The sequence below is a fragment of the Bartonella gabonensis genome (assembly GCF_903679515.1).
GTDB lineage: Bacteria > Pseudomonadota > Alphaproteobacteria > Rhizobiales > Rhizobiaceae > Bartonella > Bartonella gabonensis.
In genome coordinates this window covers 34,153-52,837 of record NZ_CAHOYM010000010.1, presented here as the reverse complement: position 1 = coordinate 52,837, position 18,685 = coordinate 34,153, and the positions used below count along the sequence as shown (strand labels likewise).

The window sequence follows — 18,685 nt, the reverse complement described above, 5'->3', positions numbered from 1 at the left end:
AGATATAATTATCCATCTATAAAAGATATATTTTTTATAGATCAAAAAATAAAAGTTTTTAAAAAATATACTTTAATTTATTATATTTATAAAAAATAATATTTATATATTAAATTACATTATAGTTAAAAATTATTTAAAGTAAGTATAAAGGTATTTTATGAAAAAAATATTATTTTCATTGTTCGTTTTTATGTCATTTTTAATGCATAAAAACTCTGCATTAGCACTATCAACAACAATAAATATTTATAAACTAGAGGATAATAACTCCCAAAAGGCTATTGGTAGCATTAAAATTGAAGAAAACACATACGGTCTTATTTTCGTCCCTAATTTATCTACTTTACCAGAAGGGATGCATGGTTTTCATGTACATGTAAATCCTTCATGTGATACAAAAGATGGCATAATTGGTGGAAATGCAGGTGGGCATTATGATCCTGAACATACCGGAAAACATTTAGGACCGTATAACGTTAATGGTCATCTTGGTGATTTACCAGCACTTTATGTTGATAAGCAAGGATATGCCATGATGAGCGTTCTTGCTCCACGATTGAAAAAAATCTCTGAAATTAAAAGGCACTCATTAATGATTCATTTAGGGGGTGATAATCAATCAGATATGCCATTACCATTTGGTGGAGGTGGAGCACGTTTGGCATGCGGTGTTATTGAATAAATAAAGAAAGTCTTTCTCTATTGTATACACTCTCTTTATCATAAAATGTGATAGAAATTCATTGTTTAAAATCCACTTCAAGAGATTAAATGAACTATGGAAATATTTTATAAAATTCATATTTCTTTTTGAATGTTTAATGCAAATGATAAAGTAGTTAAACAAACAGCAATCGGAACTAAAGAAATAGCAGTGAAAATTCTCTGTAAGAAAACTTAAATATGATGAAACAATACTTTCAATGCTTTATGCAACAAAGCAAAAAAGTTGAATTTCACTTTCTACAATAGCAAATTGAATGATAATCATAAGTCTAATATCTAATGCGATCACGCTCAACCCAAAAAATAGAACAGGTCTAAAACAGATTTTACTCACCCCTACTTGATACGTACGCAAAAATTTTGATTGATTCAATATCAATATAAGATGGTTTAAAATGATGGAATGTTACAATATTCTAGCCTCCCATTTAAGTTAAATGAGATTAACTGTCATTATAAATCAATATAATCAGTTAAATAAAACAGTGATAGTGATTTCATCACTTAAAAAGAGAGCGTTTAAACAATGCGATAATAATGAAATCCACCACCACCTTGCCAATTGACATTTTTGGAAATTCCCCCTTGATCCGTTCCATCAATCACTTGTTTTAAACGAGGAATAATATGGGTGTGACAATGTTCACCAAGTTCCATCATAATCCACTTGCGTCCCATTTTATGAGCAACAGCACCAGTCGTGCCAGAACCTGCAAAGGAATCCAGTACAAGATCACCAGGCTTACTTGCAAGTTAATGATGCGTTCCATTAGACGCTCAGGTTTGGGAGTTGTAAAGACACTCTCAGAATTAAAGGCTTTGACTTCTCTTTTTGCATCTTGATTATGCCCTACCTCCGTATAGGGCCAAATGGTCATTGAAACCATACCATCTTTTACTTCTGATAAAAAACGCTTTCGAGAAGGAACATTGTTTCCCGTTTGGACCAAACCAAATGCGATTATCTTTCAATAATTCAGAGAGTTTTTTTCACTCACAGTCCAACTTCTGCCATGCGGAGGCATTACTTTTCGTCCAGAAGGTGTGATGATTTCATAAATATCCTTAAGAGTTACCCTTTTTACGGATAAGTCTCCGGATTTCCAAGGACCACGAGGATCATTATCAGGATTTTTATAGCGGGCATCCATATCATTTGAACGAGGAAGCAAGTGAGGGCACCAAATCGTTTTGTCTTTGGTATAAACCATTATAAAATCATGATTATCAGAAAACCATTTCGTATCATTTTGTGGAGCATATTTTTTTTGCCAAATAATATTGTTGATGAAATTTGGGCGACCAAAAATTTCATCCATAATCACTTTAAGATAGGCTTGTTCATCATCATCAATCGATATCCAGATACTTCCATCATATGCTAATAAGTGATGTAACAATTCTAGCCGATCTCTCATAAGACTGAGCCATATGGAGTGCTCTAAACCATCTTCATAATGCTCAAAAGCATTGCCTGTATTATAAGGTGGATTAATATAGATACATTTCAGCTTCCCCGTATATTCTTGCTCAAGCGCTTTGAGTGCGAGCAAATTATCACCAAAAATAAGTTTATTATCAAAAATATCTTGAGATGATATTTGATGCGAGGCATGATAAGATTTTTCAAAATCTTCTAATAAGATACGAGGTTCCAGTTTAGGGCGTTTTTCTTTTCCAATCCAGTTAAGTTCTAATTTTTGTTTATTATAATGCATGTAATCGTTTTTAAATCCAACTGTTTGCGAAAAACGATGTACTCACGAATAATATTGTTAATACCATCCGACAGCAATTTGCGCTTCTTCTGACATACACTCAGGTGTCCATGGTGGATCAAAAGTCATAGTGACTTCAACATGCGAAACCCCTTCAACAGCGCTGACAGCATTTTCTACCCATCCTGGCATTTCACCAGCAACAGGACAGCCCGGCGCTGTCAGAGTCATTTCAATTTTTACTGAACGATCATCTTCAATATCAATACGATAAATCAGTCCTAGCTCATAAATATCAGCAGGAATCTCTGGATCATAAACTGTTTTAAGAGCAGCAATAATATCATTCGTCATACGATCAATTTCGTCTGCTGGCATTGCTGACATGTAAGATTTTTCATTTTCACTTACAGTTTCAACAGATTCCGTAGAATGACACTCTTCTATTAACTCAGCCATTAAAAAATGTCCTTGTTTCTCTTAATGCTTCGACTAATTGATCTATATCTTCTTGAGTATTATACATAGCTAACGATGCACGACAAATAGATGTTAGACCAAAGCGTTGTAATAAAGGTTGGGCACAATGCGTTCCCGCACGTATTGCAACCCCTTTTCTATCAATAAACATAGCGATATCATGAGCATGAATACCTTCAATTGTAAATGATATAATCGCGCCTTTATTGGGGGCATGACCATAAATACGCAATGATTCAACTGTTTTAAGTTTTTCATGCGCATAAACTGAAAGAGACATTTCATGGGCATGAATTACACTGCGACCTTTCTCTTGTATATAGTCAATAGCTGCAGCTAATCCAATAGCTTCAACGATAGGAGATGTACCTGCTTCAAAACGATAAGGAGGAGCATTATAAAGCACCTTATCGGTTGTTACCTCCTCGATCATTTCACCTCCCCCTTGAAAAGGACGCATTTCTTCTAACCGATGTTCCTTACCATAAAGAACACCAACACCCGTGGGACCATAAAGCTTATGACCTGTAAAGACATACCAATCACAATCGAGATCTTGTACATCAACGGTTAAATGTATTGCTCCTTGAGAACCATCAACAAGAACAGGAATAGAATTTTGATGTGCTTGCTTAATTATCTCTTTAACAGGAGGCACAGTCCCTAATATATTAGACATATGCGTTATAGCGACAAGCCGCGTTTTTTCGCTCAAAGCCTTTTGGAAATCTTCAATATGTAGAACACCATTTTCATCAACAGGAACAAAAATAAGTTTAACCCCTTTTTGTTCACGGAGAAAATGCCAAGGGATAATATTTGCATGATGTTCCATGATCGTTAAAACAATCTCATCACCTTCCTTGAGTTTGGGCATAGCCCAACCATAAGCAACCGTATTAATAGCTTCCGTTGCATTTTTCGTAAAAACAATTTCCTCAGCTTTTTGAGCATTTAGAAAAAGGCGGACAGTTTCACGAGAATTTTCATAGGATTGTGTTGCTGCATTGGCTAAAAAATACATTCCCCTATGCACATTAGCATAACGATAGTGATAATAATTATTCATTGCATTGAGTACTGATTGCGGTTTTTGAGCAGAAGCACCACTATCAAGATATGCTAATCGCTTTCCATAAACTTGATGGTGCAAAAGAGGAAAATCACGTCGAATTTCATCGACATTATAATTGAATGTTTGTACGTCATTTTCCATTTTTTCTCTCTTAAACATTTTTTTCAAGCCACTGACCAAGGATATTCTCCAAAACAGTCTGAATATTATCTTGTTTGATGTCATCAATGAGCTCAGCAATAAATCCTTTAATCAAAAGAGCACGAGCCGTTTTAAAGGGAATACCGCGGGCCATGAGATAGAAAAGATAATCATGATTAATATTAGCAACTGTTGCGCCATGACCGCATGCAACATCATCAGCAAAAATCTCCAGTTCAGGCTTTGCATTAAATTCTGCATCATCTGAAAGGATAAGGCTATTACAGGCCATGCGTGCATCGGTTTTTTGCGCTTTTTGAGCAACACGTATGATTCCTTGAAAAACACCAACAGCCTTATCTGTAACCACATTGCGTATAATTTCAGCTGATGTTGATTTTTCTTCTACATGACGAACGGTCATTGTAAGATCACTATGTGTTTGTCCTGATAATAAATTTATAACGCGTAATTGAAAATCAGATTCTTCCCCTTGTAACTCAATTTCAACTTCCTGACGATTGAGTTGACTCCCTATATTAATGACATAAAGTGATAACTTTGCTCCTTGAGCAAGAACAGCATGAAATCGGCCAAACTGCGTAGAATTAAAACCACGATTGCGAATAAGAATCCACGTAACATTACTATGAGCGGCAATATCTAATGAAAACAATGAACTGACAAAAGTATCTTGATCATTGCCAACCTGATGTTCAACAAACGTAACTTGACTATTTTTATCAACTTTTATGTCTGAAAAAGTATGGGATTGTCCTCCCATTTGTATATTTTGTAATTCAATGGGGCTATTTAACTTTATATTTTCAGGAATGTGAAAAAGCCAACCATCTGTGACAAAAGCTGTATTTAATTGCCCAATAAAATCCTCATCAGAAATGTTTTGATCTATCGGTACAGAATTATCTTCTAATACATCTGAAAGACGTTTTACTGTAATCTTATCTATCTTTGACTGTGTTTCTATTTTTCCATTGTTCATGGAAAAAATAGCACTTTCTGAAAATAATGCGTCAACCAATTGATTGTCTTGGTCTTTTGAAAAATTGCTCACAGACTTCAGTAACGTGCGCAGATTGGTATAATGCCAATTTTCGATTTTACGGGAAGGAAGACGCCTCATTTGAAACTGCTCAATAGCTTTCTTGCGAATTGCTCGCACGACTTCATTCCCCGGTAGGTCGTTGATATACTGATTGAAACTCTTCAGTATATCTTCTTCAACCGCTAACAAGTTTTGCTGTATCTTCATAATACCCTCAAAGCGCTTCCCTGATAAGATCAGCATACCCATTTTGCTCTAAATAAAGCGCTAAGGATTTGTCTCCGCTTTTGATAATTCGTCCTTTATAAAGAACATGTACCGTATCAGGAATAATATAATTAAGCAGCCGTTGATAATGGGTAATCACTAAAAATGAACGTTTTGAATTCCGAAGTTTATTAACACCATCTGCAACGATTTTTAATGCATCAATATCTAAACCAGAATCTGTTTCATCTAAAATGCAAAGTTTAGGTTCAAGAAGTGCCATTTGTAAAATTTCAGCACGTTTTTTTTCTCCCCCTGAAAAACCTACATTTAATGGACGCTTTAGCATATCCATATCTATTTCAAGCTTGGCTGAAACCTCTTTAACATATTTTATAAATTCAGGAATTTTAAGCTCTTCATCACCACGTGCTTTGCGTTGAGAATTCATCGCGACTTTTAAAAACTCCATCGTTGCTACCCCTGGTATTTCCATTGGATATTGAAATGCAAGAAAAATACCATATGCTGCACGTTCTGCTGGATCCATTTCTAAAAGTGATTGTCCATTATAAAGAATATCTCCTTGTGTTATTTCATAATCATCTCGACCAGCAAGCAAATAAGACAAAGTTGATTTTCCGGCACCATTTTGCCCCATGATCGCGGCAACTTCTCCATTTTGAACCGTCAAGTTTAAACTACGAATAACTTCTGTATCCGTCCCAGCAATACGGGCACGCAAATTTTTTATCTCTAACATCATTAAATCCTGTTCTGGCTGTTTTTTTCAGATACCAATGCATATTATTTTGCCTTAGCATCCATCTTCTTTTGTAATCACCATAGAGATCATTTTTTACATTATTTTCTACTGTTACAGCCTTTTTGCATTAAGTCTTCAATTTATCTTATTAGATAAAATTATCCAACACTCCCCTCAAGGCTAATACCAATAAGCTTTTGTGCTTCAACAGCAAATTCCATAGGAAGTTTTTGAATGACCTCTTTTACAAAACCATTAACAATTAATGCGATAGCTTCTTCTTCGAGAATTCCTCTCTGCATAACATAAAAAAGTTGGTCATCAGAAATTTTTGATGTTGTCGCTTCATGTTCAAACTGAGCTGTTGCATTTTTTGCTTCAATATAAGGGACTGTATGAGCTCCACAATCATTCCCGATTAACAAACTATCACATTGTGTAAAGTTACGCGCATTTTTTGCTTTTCGATGTGCTGTGACTTGTCCTCGATAAGTGTTATTTGCAAAACCAGCAGAAATTCCTTTGGAAATAATACGACTGGAGGTATTTTTTCCTAAATGAATCATTTTTGTACCGGAATCAATTTGTTGGTGACCATTTGCAACAGCAATAGAATAAAATTCTCCACGCGCATTATCTCCGCGGAGTAAACAGGATGGATATTTCCAAGTAATTGCCGAACCGGTCTCAACTTGTGTCCATGAAATTTTAGAGTTATCCCCTCGACAATCTCCACGCTTCGTCACAAAATTATAAATACCGCCCTTTCCCTCTTTATCGCCAGGGTACCAGTTTTGTACTGTAGAGTATTTAATCTCTGCATTTTCAAGGGCAATAAGCTCAACAACAGCAGCATGAAGTTGGTTTTCATCACGTTGGGGCGCTGTACATCCTTCAAGATAAGAAACATAGGAATCTTCATCTGCTATAATTAATGTTCGTTCAAATTGGCCTGTATTACGCTCATTAATCCTAAAGTAGGTTGAAAGTTCCATCGGACAACGGACCCCTTTGGGAATATAAACAAATGAACCATCTGTAAAGACAGCAGCGTTTAAGGCGGCATAATAATTGTCACCCACCGGTACAACGCTTCCTAAATATTCTTTAATAAGATCAGAATGCTCGATAATTGCTTCTGAAATAGAACAAAAAATTACACCAGCACGTGCCAACTCTTTTTTAAATGTTGTCACAACTGAAACAGAATCAAAGACCGCATCAACAGCCACCTGCCCCGATACAGATACACTGTCATCAAACATAGAGGGATCAGACTGTTTTCTTACCCCTGCCAAAATCTCTTGTTCTTTAAGGGGAATGCCAAGTTTTTCGTACGTTGCTAACAACTCAGGATCCACTTCATCCAAAGATTTTGGTCCTGTATGATTTTTAGGAGCAGCATAATAATAAAGCTCCTGGAAATCAATTTTAGGATATTCAAGACGCGCCCAATGAGGCTCTTGCATTGTCAGCCAACGGCGGTAAGCTTGTAAACGCCATGTTAGCATCCATTCAGGCTCATTTTTTTTAGCAGAAATAAATTTGATAATATCTTCATTTAAACCCTTGGGGGCTTTATCTGTTTCAATATTGGTTTCAAAACCATATTTATATTGATCAACATCTATTTCACGTACTTGGCGTATCGTTTCCTGCACTGCCGGCATTAGTTTTCTCCATTCCTTCCGGTGTCAAGAACCGGTGATTAAAAGTCTTGTTTTTACAAGATTAAAGCAGCAATTTACTCTTTAAATTATATACAAAGTGGGAAAATTTCAATAAAACTTAATTTTATTTTTAAAATCGTTCTAAATTTTAAATAACAAATTTCACTTCTTATTATTCCTGATAATCTGAGAAAAAACCAATAAAAAATCATCGATGTCTTGAGATGTCGTGCACCGTCCTATTGAAATACGAATAGCTCCATTTGGAACATGATAGCCCATGGCTTCCAACACTTTACTTTGTTTTACTTTTCCCGAAGAACAAGCATAGCCTGCTGACACAGAAAAGCCTGCCAAATCAAAAACAATTTGCATCGTTTCAGCTTTGAGATTTTCTACAGTAAAGTAAGTTGTATTTGGCAAACGTTGAACTCTTTTACCAAAAATTTCAATATCTTGACTTATCTTTTGGAGTCCATCTTCTAATTTATTGCGTAAATATATTAACTGTTTTATTTCTTCCTGTGTGAAACAATCAGCTATCGCAGCTCCAAAAGCAGCAATAAGGGGTAATGCTTCTGTTCCTGCACGTAAGCCTTTTTCTTGTTCCCCTCCGATAATAAGAGGATATGGCATGAGGAGATTGCCACATGAAACAAAAGCACCAACTCCTTTAGGACCACCAACTTTATGTGCAGACAGTATAAAAAAGTCTCCTCCTAGCTGATTAATATCAACAACATTTTTATCGATATATTGTGTTAAATCAACAATAAGAGTGCCTCCTAAATCCCGAACAATAGCAGCTATTTCTTTTAAAGGTTGAATAACACCCGTTTCACTATTTGCAGCTTGAATAGCAACAAGAGGTAAACCTTTTGTCTTATCGTGAGCCTTTAAGAGTGATGCTAATTTATCTTGTTGAATAAGCCCATCTTGATCAACAGCAATGACACTGATCAATTCTCTAGAAAATCGCCCTCCCTCTGCAACAGAAGGGTGTTCAGTCGCTCCAAGGTAAAGATGAGAAAATTGAACCTTCGCATTCCCCATTGTGTAAAAAGGTGTTAATAAAGTCATTGCTGCTTCACTCGCACCAGAGGTAAAGACAACATTATCTGGATCTATTTTAAGATTTTCAGCGACTTGCCGACGCGCCTTTTGTAATAAAGTTTTAGCAGCACGCCCTTCCTGATGAACCGATGATGGATTACCAAATACCTCTAAAGATTCCAGTAACGCTCTCCGCGCCATTTTTTTGAGCGGTGTTGTTGCATTGTAATCAAAATATCGGCGTTTTACAACCATTTTATATCGCAATCATTAATCTTATGAATTGATTTAAAAATAGCGCAATTTTCTTGAAAAGTGCACTTAAAAAAGAATATCTAATGATTATTTAAGAGATTCTATGGTAAAAGTCGACCAAGGTCAATGAAAAGCCTTTTATAGCATTTAAGGAGCATTTTATGCCAGAAATTATTTTTAACGGTCCCGCGGGTCGGCTCGAAGGGCGTTATCAACCTTCACAACAAAAAAATGCGCCCATTGCGATCATTTTGCATCCTCATCCTCAATTTGGTGGAACGATGAATCATAAAATTGTCTACGATCTCTTTTATATGTTCCAACAACGTGGCTTTACAACTTTACGTTTTAACTTTCGTGGTATTGGTCGCAGTCAAGGTGAATTTGATTATGGAATAGGAGAACTTTCAGATGCGGCGGCGGCTCTTGATTGGGTGCAAACACAACATCCAGACTCGAAAAATTGCTGGGTAGCAGGATATTCATTTGGATCATGGATTGGTATGCAACTTTTAATGCGCCGACCGGAAATTGAGGGATTTATCTCTGTTGCCCCTCAGCCCAATGTTTATGACTTTTCATTTCTTGCACCGTGTCCCTCCTCTGGACTTATCATTCATGGTGCTATCGATAAAGTTGCTCCCCCAAAAGACGTTCAAATGCTTGTTGATAAATTAAAAACACAAAAAGGTATCATCATCACGCAAGAAATACTGGAAGGAGCTAATCACTTTTTTAGTGGATACCATGAAGAACTTATTGAACGATGTGCCCACTATTTAGATAATCATATCAGCAATGAACTTCTCGCACCTCCCCCTGAAATACTTTCACTCACTTAGAAAAACATAGCAGATTTATAAAAAAATTAGCAAAAATCATCTCTGATCATAATAAAGTGATTTTTTCAGACTATATTTGCGACTTTTCTAAATTTTGTTTTAGGATAAAAACCAAGATAAAAAAATATCTTTTTTAGCATAAAAAGGGAATAATACCCGTATTATTATTTTCATTATCAATATGTCTGGTTCTCTTGTGAGATGTGTGTCATTTATGGTAGATAAGGCATTAATGATCCATTATATAATCATCTATTATATAAAATGATTGCCCTCTTAAATTAGGAAATTGACTCTGTGTTTGCCTTTAAATCTGATTTTTTACACATTATGAGCGAACGTGGTTTTATCCACCAAATTTCGGATGAAAAAGGCTTAGATGATCTTTTTTCAAAAGAAACTGTAAGCGCTTATATTGGATTTGATCCAACAGCATCAAGCTTACATGCTGGAAGTCTTCTTCAGATTATGATGCTTTATTGGTTACAAAAAACGGGCCATCGCCCCATTGCTTTAATGGGTGGAGGAACAGGATTGATTGGTGATCCTTCCTTTAAAGATGAAGCACGACGACTTCTAACACAAGATGATATTGCAGCCAATATTGATGGTATTAAAAAGGTATTTGCTAACTATTTAACATTCGGTGATCAAGAAACCGATGCTTGTATTGTGAATAATGCTGAATGGTTGTGCAACTTAAACTACTTAGAATTTTTGCGTGATGTAGGAAAACATTTTTCTGTCAACCGTATGTTGTCATTTGATTCTGTTAAACTCAGACTTGAGCGTGAACATTCTTTGTCCTTCTTAGAGTTTAATTATATGATTCTGCAAGCTTATGACTTTGTTGAACTTTATAAGCGTTACGGTCTGCGTATGCAAATGGGAGGCTCTGATCAATGGGGCAACATTGTTAATGGTATCGAATTAGGGCATCGTTTGAGAACAGCACAATTATATGCATTAACATCACCATTGCTGACGACCTCTTCCGGTGCCAAAATGGGTAAATCATTGAATGGTGCTGTGTGGCTTAATGCCGATATGCTTTCGCCTTATCAATTTTGGCAATATTGGCGCAATACAGAAGATGCTGATGTTATACGATTTCTAAAGCTCTATACGACATTACCAATGAATGAGATTCTCAAACTTTCTCTCTTACAAGGGACTGAAATTAACGAAGCAAAAAAAATTCTTGCAACAGAAATTACAGCCATGTTGCATGGGCGGGCTCTTGCCGATGCAGCCGCAGAAACTGCTCGCAAAACATTTGAAGAAAAAACACTTGGAGAAAATCTTCCAACGGTTGAAATGAGCGCAACAGAATTAAAAACAGGTGCTGGATTACTCTCTCTTTTAGTAAAAGCAGGACTTGCAAAATCAAACAGTGAGGCACGACGTCATATTCAAGGTGGAGGGATACGTGTTAATGATCAAATAATAAAGGATGAAACACACCTTATTATTGAAAAAGATGTCTCAGCAAAAAGAATCATTAAACTTTCTTTTGGTAAGAAAAAACATATATTGATCAAACCTCTATAATTATTGATGGTTCATTCATTCTTTTGCTCATTTTTTTATTTAGTTTTTATGATAGGATAATTTTTTATATGATAGCAAAAAGTCTTTGAAATAATTTTATTCTAGAGAGTTAAAACTTTATTCCTTCTCTGTATGCTGATAGTTAATCTTTTTACTCAAAAAGAAAGAAAAAAATGACAAAATCAATGAAAGGTACCCTTGCTCCTGATTTTAATTTGCCACGCGATGGAGGAGAGACAGTCTGTCTTTCTGACTTTAAAGGCAAACCAGTTGTTTTATATTTTTATCCCAAAGATGATACGAGTGGATGCACAAGCGAAGCACTTGATTTTACACAATTAAAGACGAAGTTTGATGAAATCGGTGTTGCAGTTATTGGCATTTCTCCAGATAATGTAAAAAAACACGATAAATTTAAAGTAAAACATGGACTTGATGTCATTTTGGTTTCTGATGAAGAAAAAACAACCCTTGAAGCTTATGGTGTTTGGGTGGAAAAAAGCATGTATGGACGCAAATATATGGGTGTCGAACGGAGCACTTTTTTAATTGATGCAAATGGAAAAATCGCAGAAGAATGGCGCAAAGTGAGCGTATCTGGACACGCTGAAAATGTTTTAGCAGCTGCAACTCTTTTACATCGTCATGGTGGCATATGAACTAGGAGTGCACAGTATTCAGCAGACTCCCTCCCCAATTTATTTTATTTTTCTAAGGGATTTAAATTTTACAATATGTTGGTTTATAAGAACAGTTGGTTATTTACCATTAAGATTAATCCTCTGGATATCGTAAATTCTTCTCATTTCAGATCTTTCTTATTTTGAATTAATCAAAAAATTTATTTGCTCCCATCATAAGCAGGATTGACTTATGAGAAGAAACTGTTGAAAAAAGGAACAAGAAAATACCTTTTTGAATCTGTCTCGTATCAAGAGCTATCGAGACAACACAACATCAATAAAACGAGCAATTTAAGAAATAAATATATACAGTTTGAAGGTGGGATATATCATTGACAAGATATTGATCTATAATGATAAATTACTTTTTTGCATCTTAAATGAAAGCCTAAAATATCGTAAGACTCTTTCATTTCAAATCTATATATGTCGAATCGATCAAAATCACCTGCTTGCACATCACAAGTGGAGCTGGCGTGTGGGTAAAAACTGTACAAGAAAAAACTAAAAATGCCTCTTATGAATTGTCTTAATACAAGAGCTGTGCAACATTAGAAGCTGACAAATATAATGATAATGCCGGCGTGCTTCTTTACAAGCGTAAAAATAGCAGTGGTAAATGGCTTTATCTTTATACCATTCACGATAAGCGCTGCGAAATGGGTGTGACGAGCGTTAAAAGATATTTCTTCAAAAAAATCCTGCAAATTGGCAACTGGATGGCGTTTTGTTTTACATGAGGGGCGTGACCCCATTTATTAACGAATATCCTCAATCTCTTTGTCTTTTCCATAAATACGTTGAGAAAGTGCGGCCTCTATAAATGCATCTAAGTTTCCGTTAAGAACGGATTGTGGATCAGTATTTTCAATCCCTGTACGTAAGTCTTTCACAAGTTGATAAGGTTGAAGAACATAAGATCTAATTTGATGTCCCCATCCGATTTCTGTTTTAGAAGATTCAACAGCATTGGTTTCTTCTTCTCTTTTTTTGAGTTCTTCCTCATAAAGACGGGCACGTAACATTGACCAAGCTGTGGCACGATTTTTATGCTGAGAACGCTCAGTTTGACATTGAACAACAATACCCGTTTTTATATGGGTAATGCGAACGGCAGAATCTGTTGTATTAACATGTTGTCCTCCTGCTCCCGATGCACGATATGTATCAATACGCACATCTGCTTCTGAAACATCAACCTCAATATCGTCATCAATAACCGGATAAACCCAAATACTTGCAAAAGAGGTATGGCGCTTTGCATTCGAATCAAATGGGGAAATTCGCACCAAGCGATGAACGCCTGATTCTGTTTTTAACAATCCATAAGCATTATGCCCTTTTACAAGAATCGTCGCTGACTTTATTCCTGCTTCTTCTCCATCATGAATTTCTAAAACTTCAACTTTCATTTCATGCTGTTCAGCCCAGCGCATATACATACGCAAGAGCATAGAAGCCCAATCTTGGCTTTCTGTTCCCCCTGCCCCAGCATGAACTTCTAAATAGGTATCATTGGGATCTGCCTCTCCTGAAAGAAGCACATCAATTTGCCTTTTATCGATCTCACTTTTAAGATTACGTATTGAATTTTCCGCATCAGCGATAATTTCAACATCGCTTTCTTCTTCACCCATCGCAATGAGCTCAATGCATTCTTCAAGTGTTTTTGTAAATGATAAAAGACCATTAATTGAATCATCAAGACGTTGACGCTCACGCATCATATCCTGTGCTTGTTGTGCATCATCCCAAAGTGTAGGATCTTCTGCTTTTTGATTAAGATATTCGAGACGCTTTAGTGATTGATCCCAGTCAAAGATGCCCCCTTAGCAACTGAATTGCTTGTCGAATTTCATCAACTAATGTTTCTATTTCTGCTCGCATAATTTAACACCGTATTTTTTCACTCTTTCTGGTTATGTCTCTTAGCATTTTCTACAAATTAATAGCTTCTATCAAAAAAAGGAACGGATTCATCATTCTATTTATAGGACAAACACTATAAAAAAACAGATAAAACCAAGACTCATAGCAAAAAAGATTTCGTCGATTAATACAGTCCACCTGTCCCACTTTCAAGTGCTTTATTGACTTGTGGAGAAGTGGTTACTGCAGGAATGCCTTCTTGAAAAGAATTCGTACCTCCAATGACTTGATATATATCAGCAGGACCAGTCCCTGGTTTAAATGCTTCTATAATGACATCTTGCTCTCCTCTTTCCGCAAGCATTCCTGTTTTCCGATTAATAGGCATTAAAATCATACCCTTTGGCATCTTAAAGGGAACATCCGGCTTTCCTTTAAGAGCACCTTCCATAAATTCACCAAAAATAGGTGCTGCCAATGAACTTCCTGTCCCGTTGTATCCCAACGATGCTGGTTGATCATACCCAACAAAAATACCAACGACGAGATCCGGCGTAAATCCCATAAACCATACATCTTTAGAATCATTGGTGGTTCCTGTTTTAGCGGCAATATGTCTATTGAGATAACGTAAACGCGCTGCAGTACCCCGCTGAACAACCCCTTCCATCATCGATGTAATCTGATAAGCTGTCATAGGGTCAAGCACTTGATCTCTCTCATCAATCAATGTGGGTTCTCTTTGATTATTCCATGAATACGTATTACAATTTTCACAAATACGATCATCATGACGATAAATTGTCTTCCCATAACGATCTTGAATTCGGTCTATCAGAGAAGGTTTAATAGAGCGGCCCCCATTGGCAATAACAGAATAAGCTGTAACCATCCGTAACACTGTTGTTTCAGCAGCCCCTAGGGCCATGGGAAGATAAGGTTGCAATTTATCGACCACGCCAAAACGCTCTGCATATTCAGCAACAAGGGACATTCCCATATCATTGGCAAGCCGTACTGTCATAAGATTACGAGAATGCTCAATACCATAACGCAGTGTTGAAGGACCTGCAAAGGTACCACCATAATTTTTAGGTTGCCAAATCTCACCATTATATTGGCGCACTTCGATGGGACCATCTAAAATAACCGATGCTGGTGTATACCCGTTATCAAGTGCCGCTGAGTACACAATGGGCTTAAACGCAGAACCAGCCTGACGATAAGCTTGTGTTGCACGATTAAATTCTGATGCAGCAAAAGAAAAACCTCCCACCATTGCAAGAACCCGTCCCGTATGAGGCTCCATAGCAACGATGGCTCCTTCAACCTTGGGGATTTGTTGTAAACGATAAGTGTCATTTGTATTGGGTAGCTTTTCAACAAAAATGATATCTCCAACTTGCAGAACGTGAGACAAGCTCTGAACCGTTCTTCGATATCCCTTTTCTTTCACAACATGGAGTGCCCATTTTGAATCAGCTTCAGATAAAACAGCAATTTCACGCTTTTTTGAAAGTAGACCCGAAGCTTCGCGCTGTGGCTGTAAACCAATCTCTACTTTATTGGGATTTGTAGAAAGAACAACAGCTAAACGCCATTCAGGAACATCACTTAACCCTGTGATATTTGCAAGCTCAGCCCCCCAATCATCTTTCTTATCAACATGAGCATAAGCTCCACGCCATCCTTGTGCATGATCAAATTTAATTAACCCATTGTGCAAAGCCCGACGAGCCATAAACTGTAAATGTGGATCAAGCGTTGTACGGATGGAAAGCCCACCTTCGTAAAGTGTTTTAGCCCCATAGCGATGCATTAAACGACGACGCACTTCTTCAGTAAAGTAATCAGCTGCAAAAACATAGCTATCGCTCCCGCGTATTGTCGCTCCCAAAGGCTTAGCTTTCGCTTTTTCGCCTTGTTCACGCGTTACATACCCATTTGCAACCATCCGGTCTATAACCCAATTGCGCCGATCAATAGCACGCTGTGTATTCTTAAATGGATCATAATTTGCTGGTCCTTTTGGAAGAGCAGCCAAATAAGCACATTGTTCTAACGTCAGATCATTGACGGATTTATTGAAATAAGTCAAAGAGGCAGAGGCTATACCATAAGTACCACGACCTAAATAAATTTCATTGAGATATAGTTCGAGAATATGATCTTTTGAGTAGGTTTTCTCTATACGCATTGCTAAAATACCTTCCTTAAATTTACGCTCTAACGTTGTTTCTGAACTTAAAAGGAAGTTTTTAGCGACTTGTTGTGTTATGGTTGATGCGCCTTCTGGACGTCTTCCAGAGCCAATATTACGAATATTGTTGATCAAAGCTCGAGAAAGTCCTTCGGGATCTAAACCAAAATGATGATAAAAGTTTTTGTCTTCAGCCGAAATGAAAGCATCTTTAACAAGCTTTGGGATTGATTGAATCGGTAAATAGAGGCGATGTTTTGTTGCAAACTCTGCCATAAGACGGCCATCAGAAGCATGGACACGGGTCATTACCGATGGCTCATAAAGTGAAAGAACTTCATAATCAGGAAGTGCACTGGCTTGACTACTGGTCATAACACCCCATGTCATTACGCCACAAAGTCCAGTAGCAACAAAAAAACGAAGAAAATATTTTAAAAAAATCATCATAAAAACGGCTATCGCTTTCTTAAGAATTGATCAAAGAAAAAATATGCTACTTCAATCACACCACGTGGATATCACCACAAAATTGAGATAAAAAAATTGTATCTTTATATTTAATTAGGGTACACTAAAATCTCATATTGATTACTCTATTTTCTTACAAATTTAAAGAGGCTGTACCATTTTCTGTCTATAATCAGCAAATTGACGAATAGAATGAGCAATAGAAACAGCCATTTGTTTTCTCCAATGAGGATCGTTTAATAACTTTTCATCCTCTTTATTGGATAAATAACCGATCTCTATCAAGACAGAGGGTATATCTGAAGCTCTTAAAACTTGAAAATTAGCATAGCGATGAGGGTTATTGATCAAGTTGATATGACTCTTTGATAAACTTGAAATAACACTATTTGCAAAATTAACCGAAAATGTATGCGTTTCACGTCGTGTAAGATCCATTAAGATATCTGTAACTTCAAGCGTTTCATCTGCTGGCAAACCATCAAGCAAATCAACTTTATTTTCACTTTCAGCTAAAGATTTCGCAATGGCATCAGAAGCTTTATCTGATATGGTATACACTGTAGCACCGCGAAGGGAATGTACATCAATCGTATCCGCATGAATGGATATAAAAAGATCAGCATCAAACTCTTGCGCTTTTTTAACTCTTTCACTTAGTCTTAAAAAAATATTAGAATCACGCGTTAAAGCAACACTAATATGAGAGTCTTTTTGTAATTCATCTCGCAATGCACGCACAAAATCTAAAGTTACATCTTTTTCTAAAATTCCAGTAACCCCCCGTGCACCACCATCAATACCACCATGACCAGGATCAAGAACAACACGAAAATTTTGTGCCGGAATCAACGGTAGTTTTGTATCAAAATTGCTCCTTTGCTGGCTCTTTAATATCTGATCAAATTTTTCTTGTGTACTTTTATGAATATCAATCAACAACTGCCATAAACCATTGTCTAATCTTTTTATGATAGTTTTTTCAACAACAAAAGCTGTTTTACTTGTTAAAATAATGCGTGAAGTCTGTATGTCAGAGAAAGCATAACGCACATCTGAGAGCATAAGGGATAATGCATTCTGTTTCTTTAAAGGCATATTTTGCATTGAAAAGTCAATTGTCGGTAAATTGATAACCAAACGTGCAGGCCTATCCAAAATCTGCAAACGAACATTTGGTTTTGTATTGAAAACCGCAATTATACGCGTATGAGCACTATCACCAATGGTTCGAAAGTTGGTAAGTTTCAAAGGATCTGCGGCTTGAACACTGGTTTGGCATAGCAAAAAAAATAATAAAAAGCATATGAATTGCACAATAACAGCCCAATGGGCTGTTTTCAGCTTTTGGGTAAAAAAAATTCTTATCATAAGCCCTCTTATCATAAGCAAAGTACTCTAGACGATATTCATAATAATTTATCTTGGTTATATAAAAACGATACACCAAATTTATTGTCTATTTTTCAATAAATGCTAAATCCATTCATTATAAGCACCCAAAAGCAAAATTAAGGTAATAAAAATATTATCATGATACATGATTTACATTGTTACTTGCCAAACGCATGATATCAACATAAAAGAATATTGGTGCTTCCTAGCTGATAATAGACCAAATTATCTGTAACTCATAGTAAGTTGTCTTTAAAGGGGTTGTTGCTTATTATGCGTTGAGACTTTGTTATGGATGAAAAATTTCTATGTTATAAAATTAGGATTGCATTACTTAAGATTCGTTGGTTCGGATATCCGAACTGTTTTAAAGATTATTTTACCAGAGACTTTTAAGAGATATGAGTCATAAAACACAGATGAAGATAATGATGAGAAATGGTGTAAATGCAATCATGCATTTACATGTGATGTTCCATCCTGTTTTTCTGGTACCTCCCTTTTATGGCAGACA

General features: G+C 36.3%; 16 protein-coding genes. 4 read left to right on the top strand and 12 right to left on the bottom strand.

The genetic code is table 11. The features are described from left to right. Positions 1–160: 160 nt before the first annotated feature. Positions 161–685, top strand: a complete 525-nt coding sequence (gene sodC, locus HWX04_RS03530; protein WP_175868833.1) for a superoxide dismutase family protein — start codon at positions 161–163, stop codon at positions 683–685. A 563-nt stretch (positions 686–1,248) separates the two neighbouring features. Here sodC and HWX04_RS08530 read toward each other — a convergent pair. The 9 genes from HWX04_RS08530 to HWX04_RS03495 form a co-directional block, all read right to left on the bottom strand. After that, a complete protein-coding gene (locus tag HWX04_RS08530; protein WP_246257395.1) occupies positions 1,249–1,455 on the bottom strand; it encodes a DNA methyltransferase in 207 nt (68 codons plus the stop codon). Beyond that, positions 1,386–1,679: a site-specific DNA-methyltransferase gene (locus HWX04_RS08525; protein WP_246257392.1), complete on the bottom strand. Its 294-nt coding sequence runs from the start codon at positions 1,677–1,679 to the stop codon at positions 1,386–1,388. The genes HWX04_RS08530 and HWX04_RS08525 overlap by 70 nt, the downstream gene beginning before the upstream one ends. 18 nt (positions 1,680–1,697) lie before the next feature. Then, positions 1,698–2,447, bottom strand: coding sequence for a site-specific DNA-methyltransferase (locus HWX04_RS08520; protein WP_246257388.1), 750 nt, complete (start codon positions 2,445–2,447; stop codon positions 1,698–1,700). 57 nt (positions 2,448–2,504) lie between these two features. Next, positions 2,505–2,906, bottom strand: coding sequence for an SUF system Fe-S cluster assembly protein (locus HWX04_RS03520; protein ID WP_175868832.1), 402 nt, complete (start codon positions 2,904–2,906; stop codon positions 2,505–2,507). Further along, complete coding sequence (locus HWX04_RS03515) at positions 2,899–4,143, bottom strand: cysteine desulfurase (RefSeq protein WP_175868831.1); 1,245 nt, start codon at positions 4,141–4,143, stop codon at positions 2,899–2,901. The genes HWX04_RS03520 and HWX04_RS03515 overlap by 8 nt, the downstream gene beginning before the upstream one ends. Positions 4,144–4,153: 10 nt before the next feature. Next, positions 4,154–5,416, bottom strand: a complete 1,263-nt coding sequence (sufD, locus tag HWX04_RS03510; RefSeq protein WP_175868830.1) for a Fe-S cluster assembly protein SufD — start codon at positions 5,414–5,416, stop codon at positions 4,154–4,156. Between the two features lie 7 nt (positions 5,417–5,423). Continuing rightward, a complete protein-coding gene (gene sufC, locus HWX04_RS03505; RefSeq protein WP_175868838.1) occupies positions 5,424–6,179 on the bottom strand; it encodes a Fe-S cluster assembly ATPase SufC in 756 nt (251 codons plus the stop codon). A gap of 161 nt (positions 6,180–6,340) precedes the next feature. Then, positions 6,341–7,852, bottom strand: a complete 1,512-nt coding sequence (gene sufB, locus HWX04_RS03500; protein ID WP_175868829.1) for a Fe-S cluster assembly protein SufB — start codon at positions 7,850–7,852, stop codon at positions 6,341–6,343. A 162-nt stretch (positions 7,853–8,014) separates the two neighbouring features. Then, the gene (locus HWX04_RS03495; RefSeq protein WP_175868828.1) at positions 8,015–9,160 is read right to left on the bottom strand and encodes a cysteine desulfurase family protein; all 1,146 of its coding nucleotides are present in this window, start codon (positions 9,158–9,160) and stop codon (positions 8,015–8,017) included. Positions 9,161–9,321: 161 nt separating this feature from the next. On the opposite strand from HWX04_RS03495, the gene HWX04_RS03490 reads away from it, so the two are divergent. The 3 genes from HWX04_RS03490 (at position 9,322) to HWX04_RS03480 (ending at position 12,212) form a co-directional block, all read left to right on the top strand. Continuing rightward, positions 9,322–10,002 (top strand): alpha/beta hydrolase, encoded by a 681-nt coding sequence (locus HWX04_RS03490; protein ID WP_175868827.1) that lies wholly within the window; start codon positions 9,322–9,324, stop codon positions 10,000–10,002. A gap of 297 nt (positions 10,003–10,299) precedes the next feature. Then, positions 10,300–11,553 carry a tyrosine--tRNA ligase gene (tyrS, locus tag HWX04_RS03485; RefSeq protein ID WP_175868826.1) on the top strand — a complete coding sequence of 418 codons (1,254 nt, stop codon included), beginning with the start codon at positions 10,300–10,302 and terminating at the stop codon, positions 11,551–11,553. Between the two features lie 173 nt (positions 11,554–11,726). Next, entirely contained in the window at positions 11,727–12,212 is a 486-nt protein-coding gene (locus HWX04_RS03480; RefSeq protein WP_175868825.1) for a peroxiredoxin, read from the top strand. Between the two features lie 782 nt (positions 12,213–12,994). Here the strand turns inward: HWX04_RS03480 and prfB are convergent. From prfB to HWX04_RS03465, 3 genes are all read right to left on the bottom strand, one after another. Further along, positions 12,995–14,123, bottom strand: a protein-coding gene (gene prfB, locus HWX04_RS03475; RefSeq protein ID WP_175868824.1) for a peptide chain release factor 2 whose coding sequence is annotated in 2 segments (ribosomal slippage) — positions 12,995–14,053 and positions 14,055–14,123 — 1,128 coding nt in all. Because the reading frame shifts where the segments join, the coding sequence is not laid out codon by codon here. Between the two features lie 166 nt (positions 14,124–14,289). Next, a complete protein-coding gene (locus HWX04_RS03470) occupies positions 14,290–16,755 on the bottom strand; it encodes a penicillin-binding protein 1A (protein WP_175868823.1) in 2,466 nt (821 codons plus the stop codon). A 162-nt stretch (positions 16,756–16,917) separates the two neighbouring features. Continuing rightward, on the bottom strand, positions 16,918–18,147 hold the full coding sequence (locus HWX04_RS03465; RefSeq protein ID WP_175868822.1) for an N-acetylmuramoyl-L-alanine amidase: 1,230 nt from the start codon (positions 18,145–18,147) through the stop codon (positions 16,918–16,920). Between the last annotated feature and the right edge of the window lie 538 nt (positions 18,148–18,685).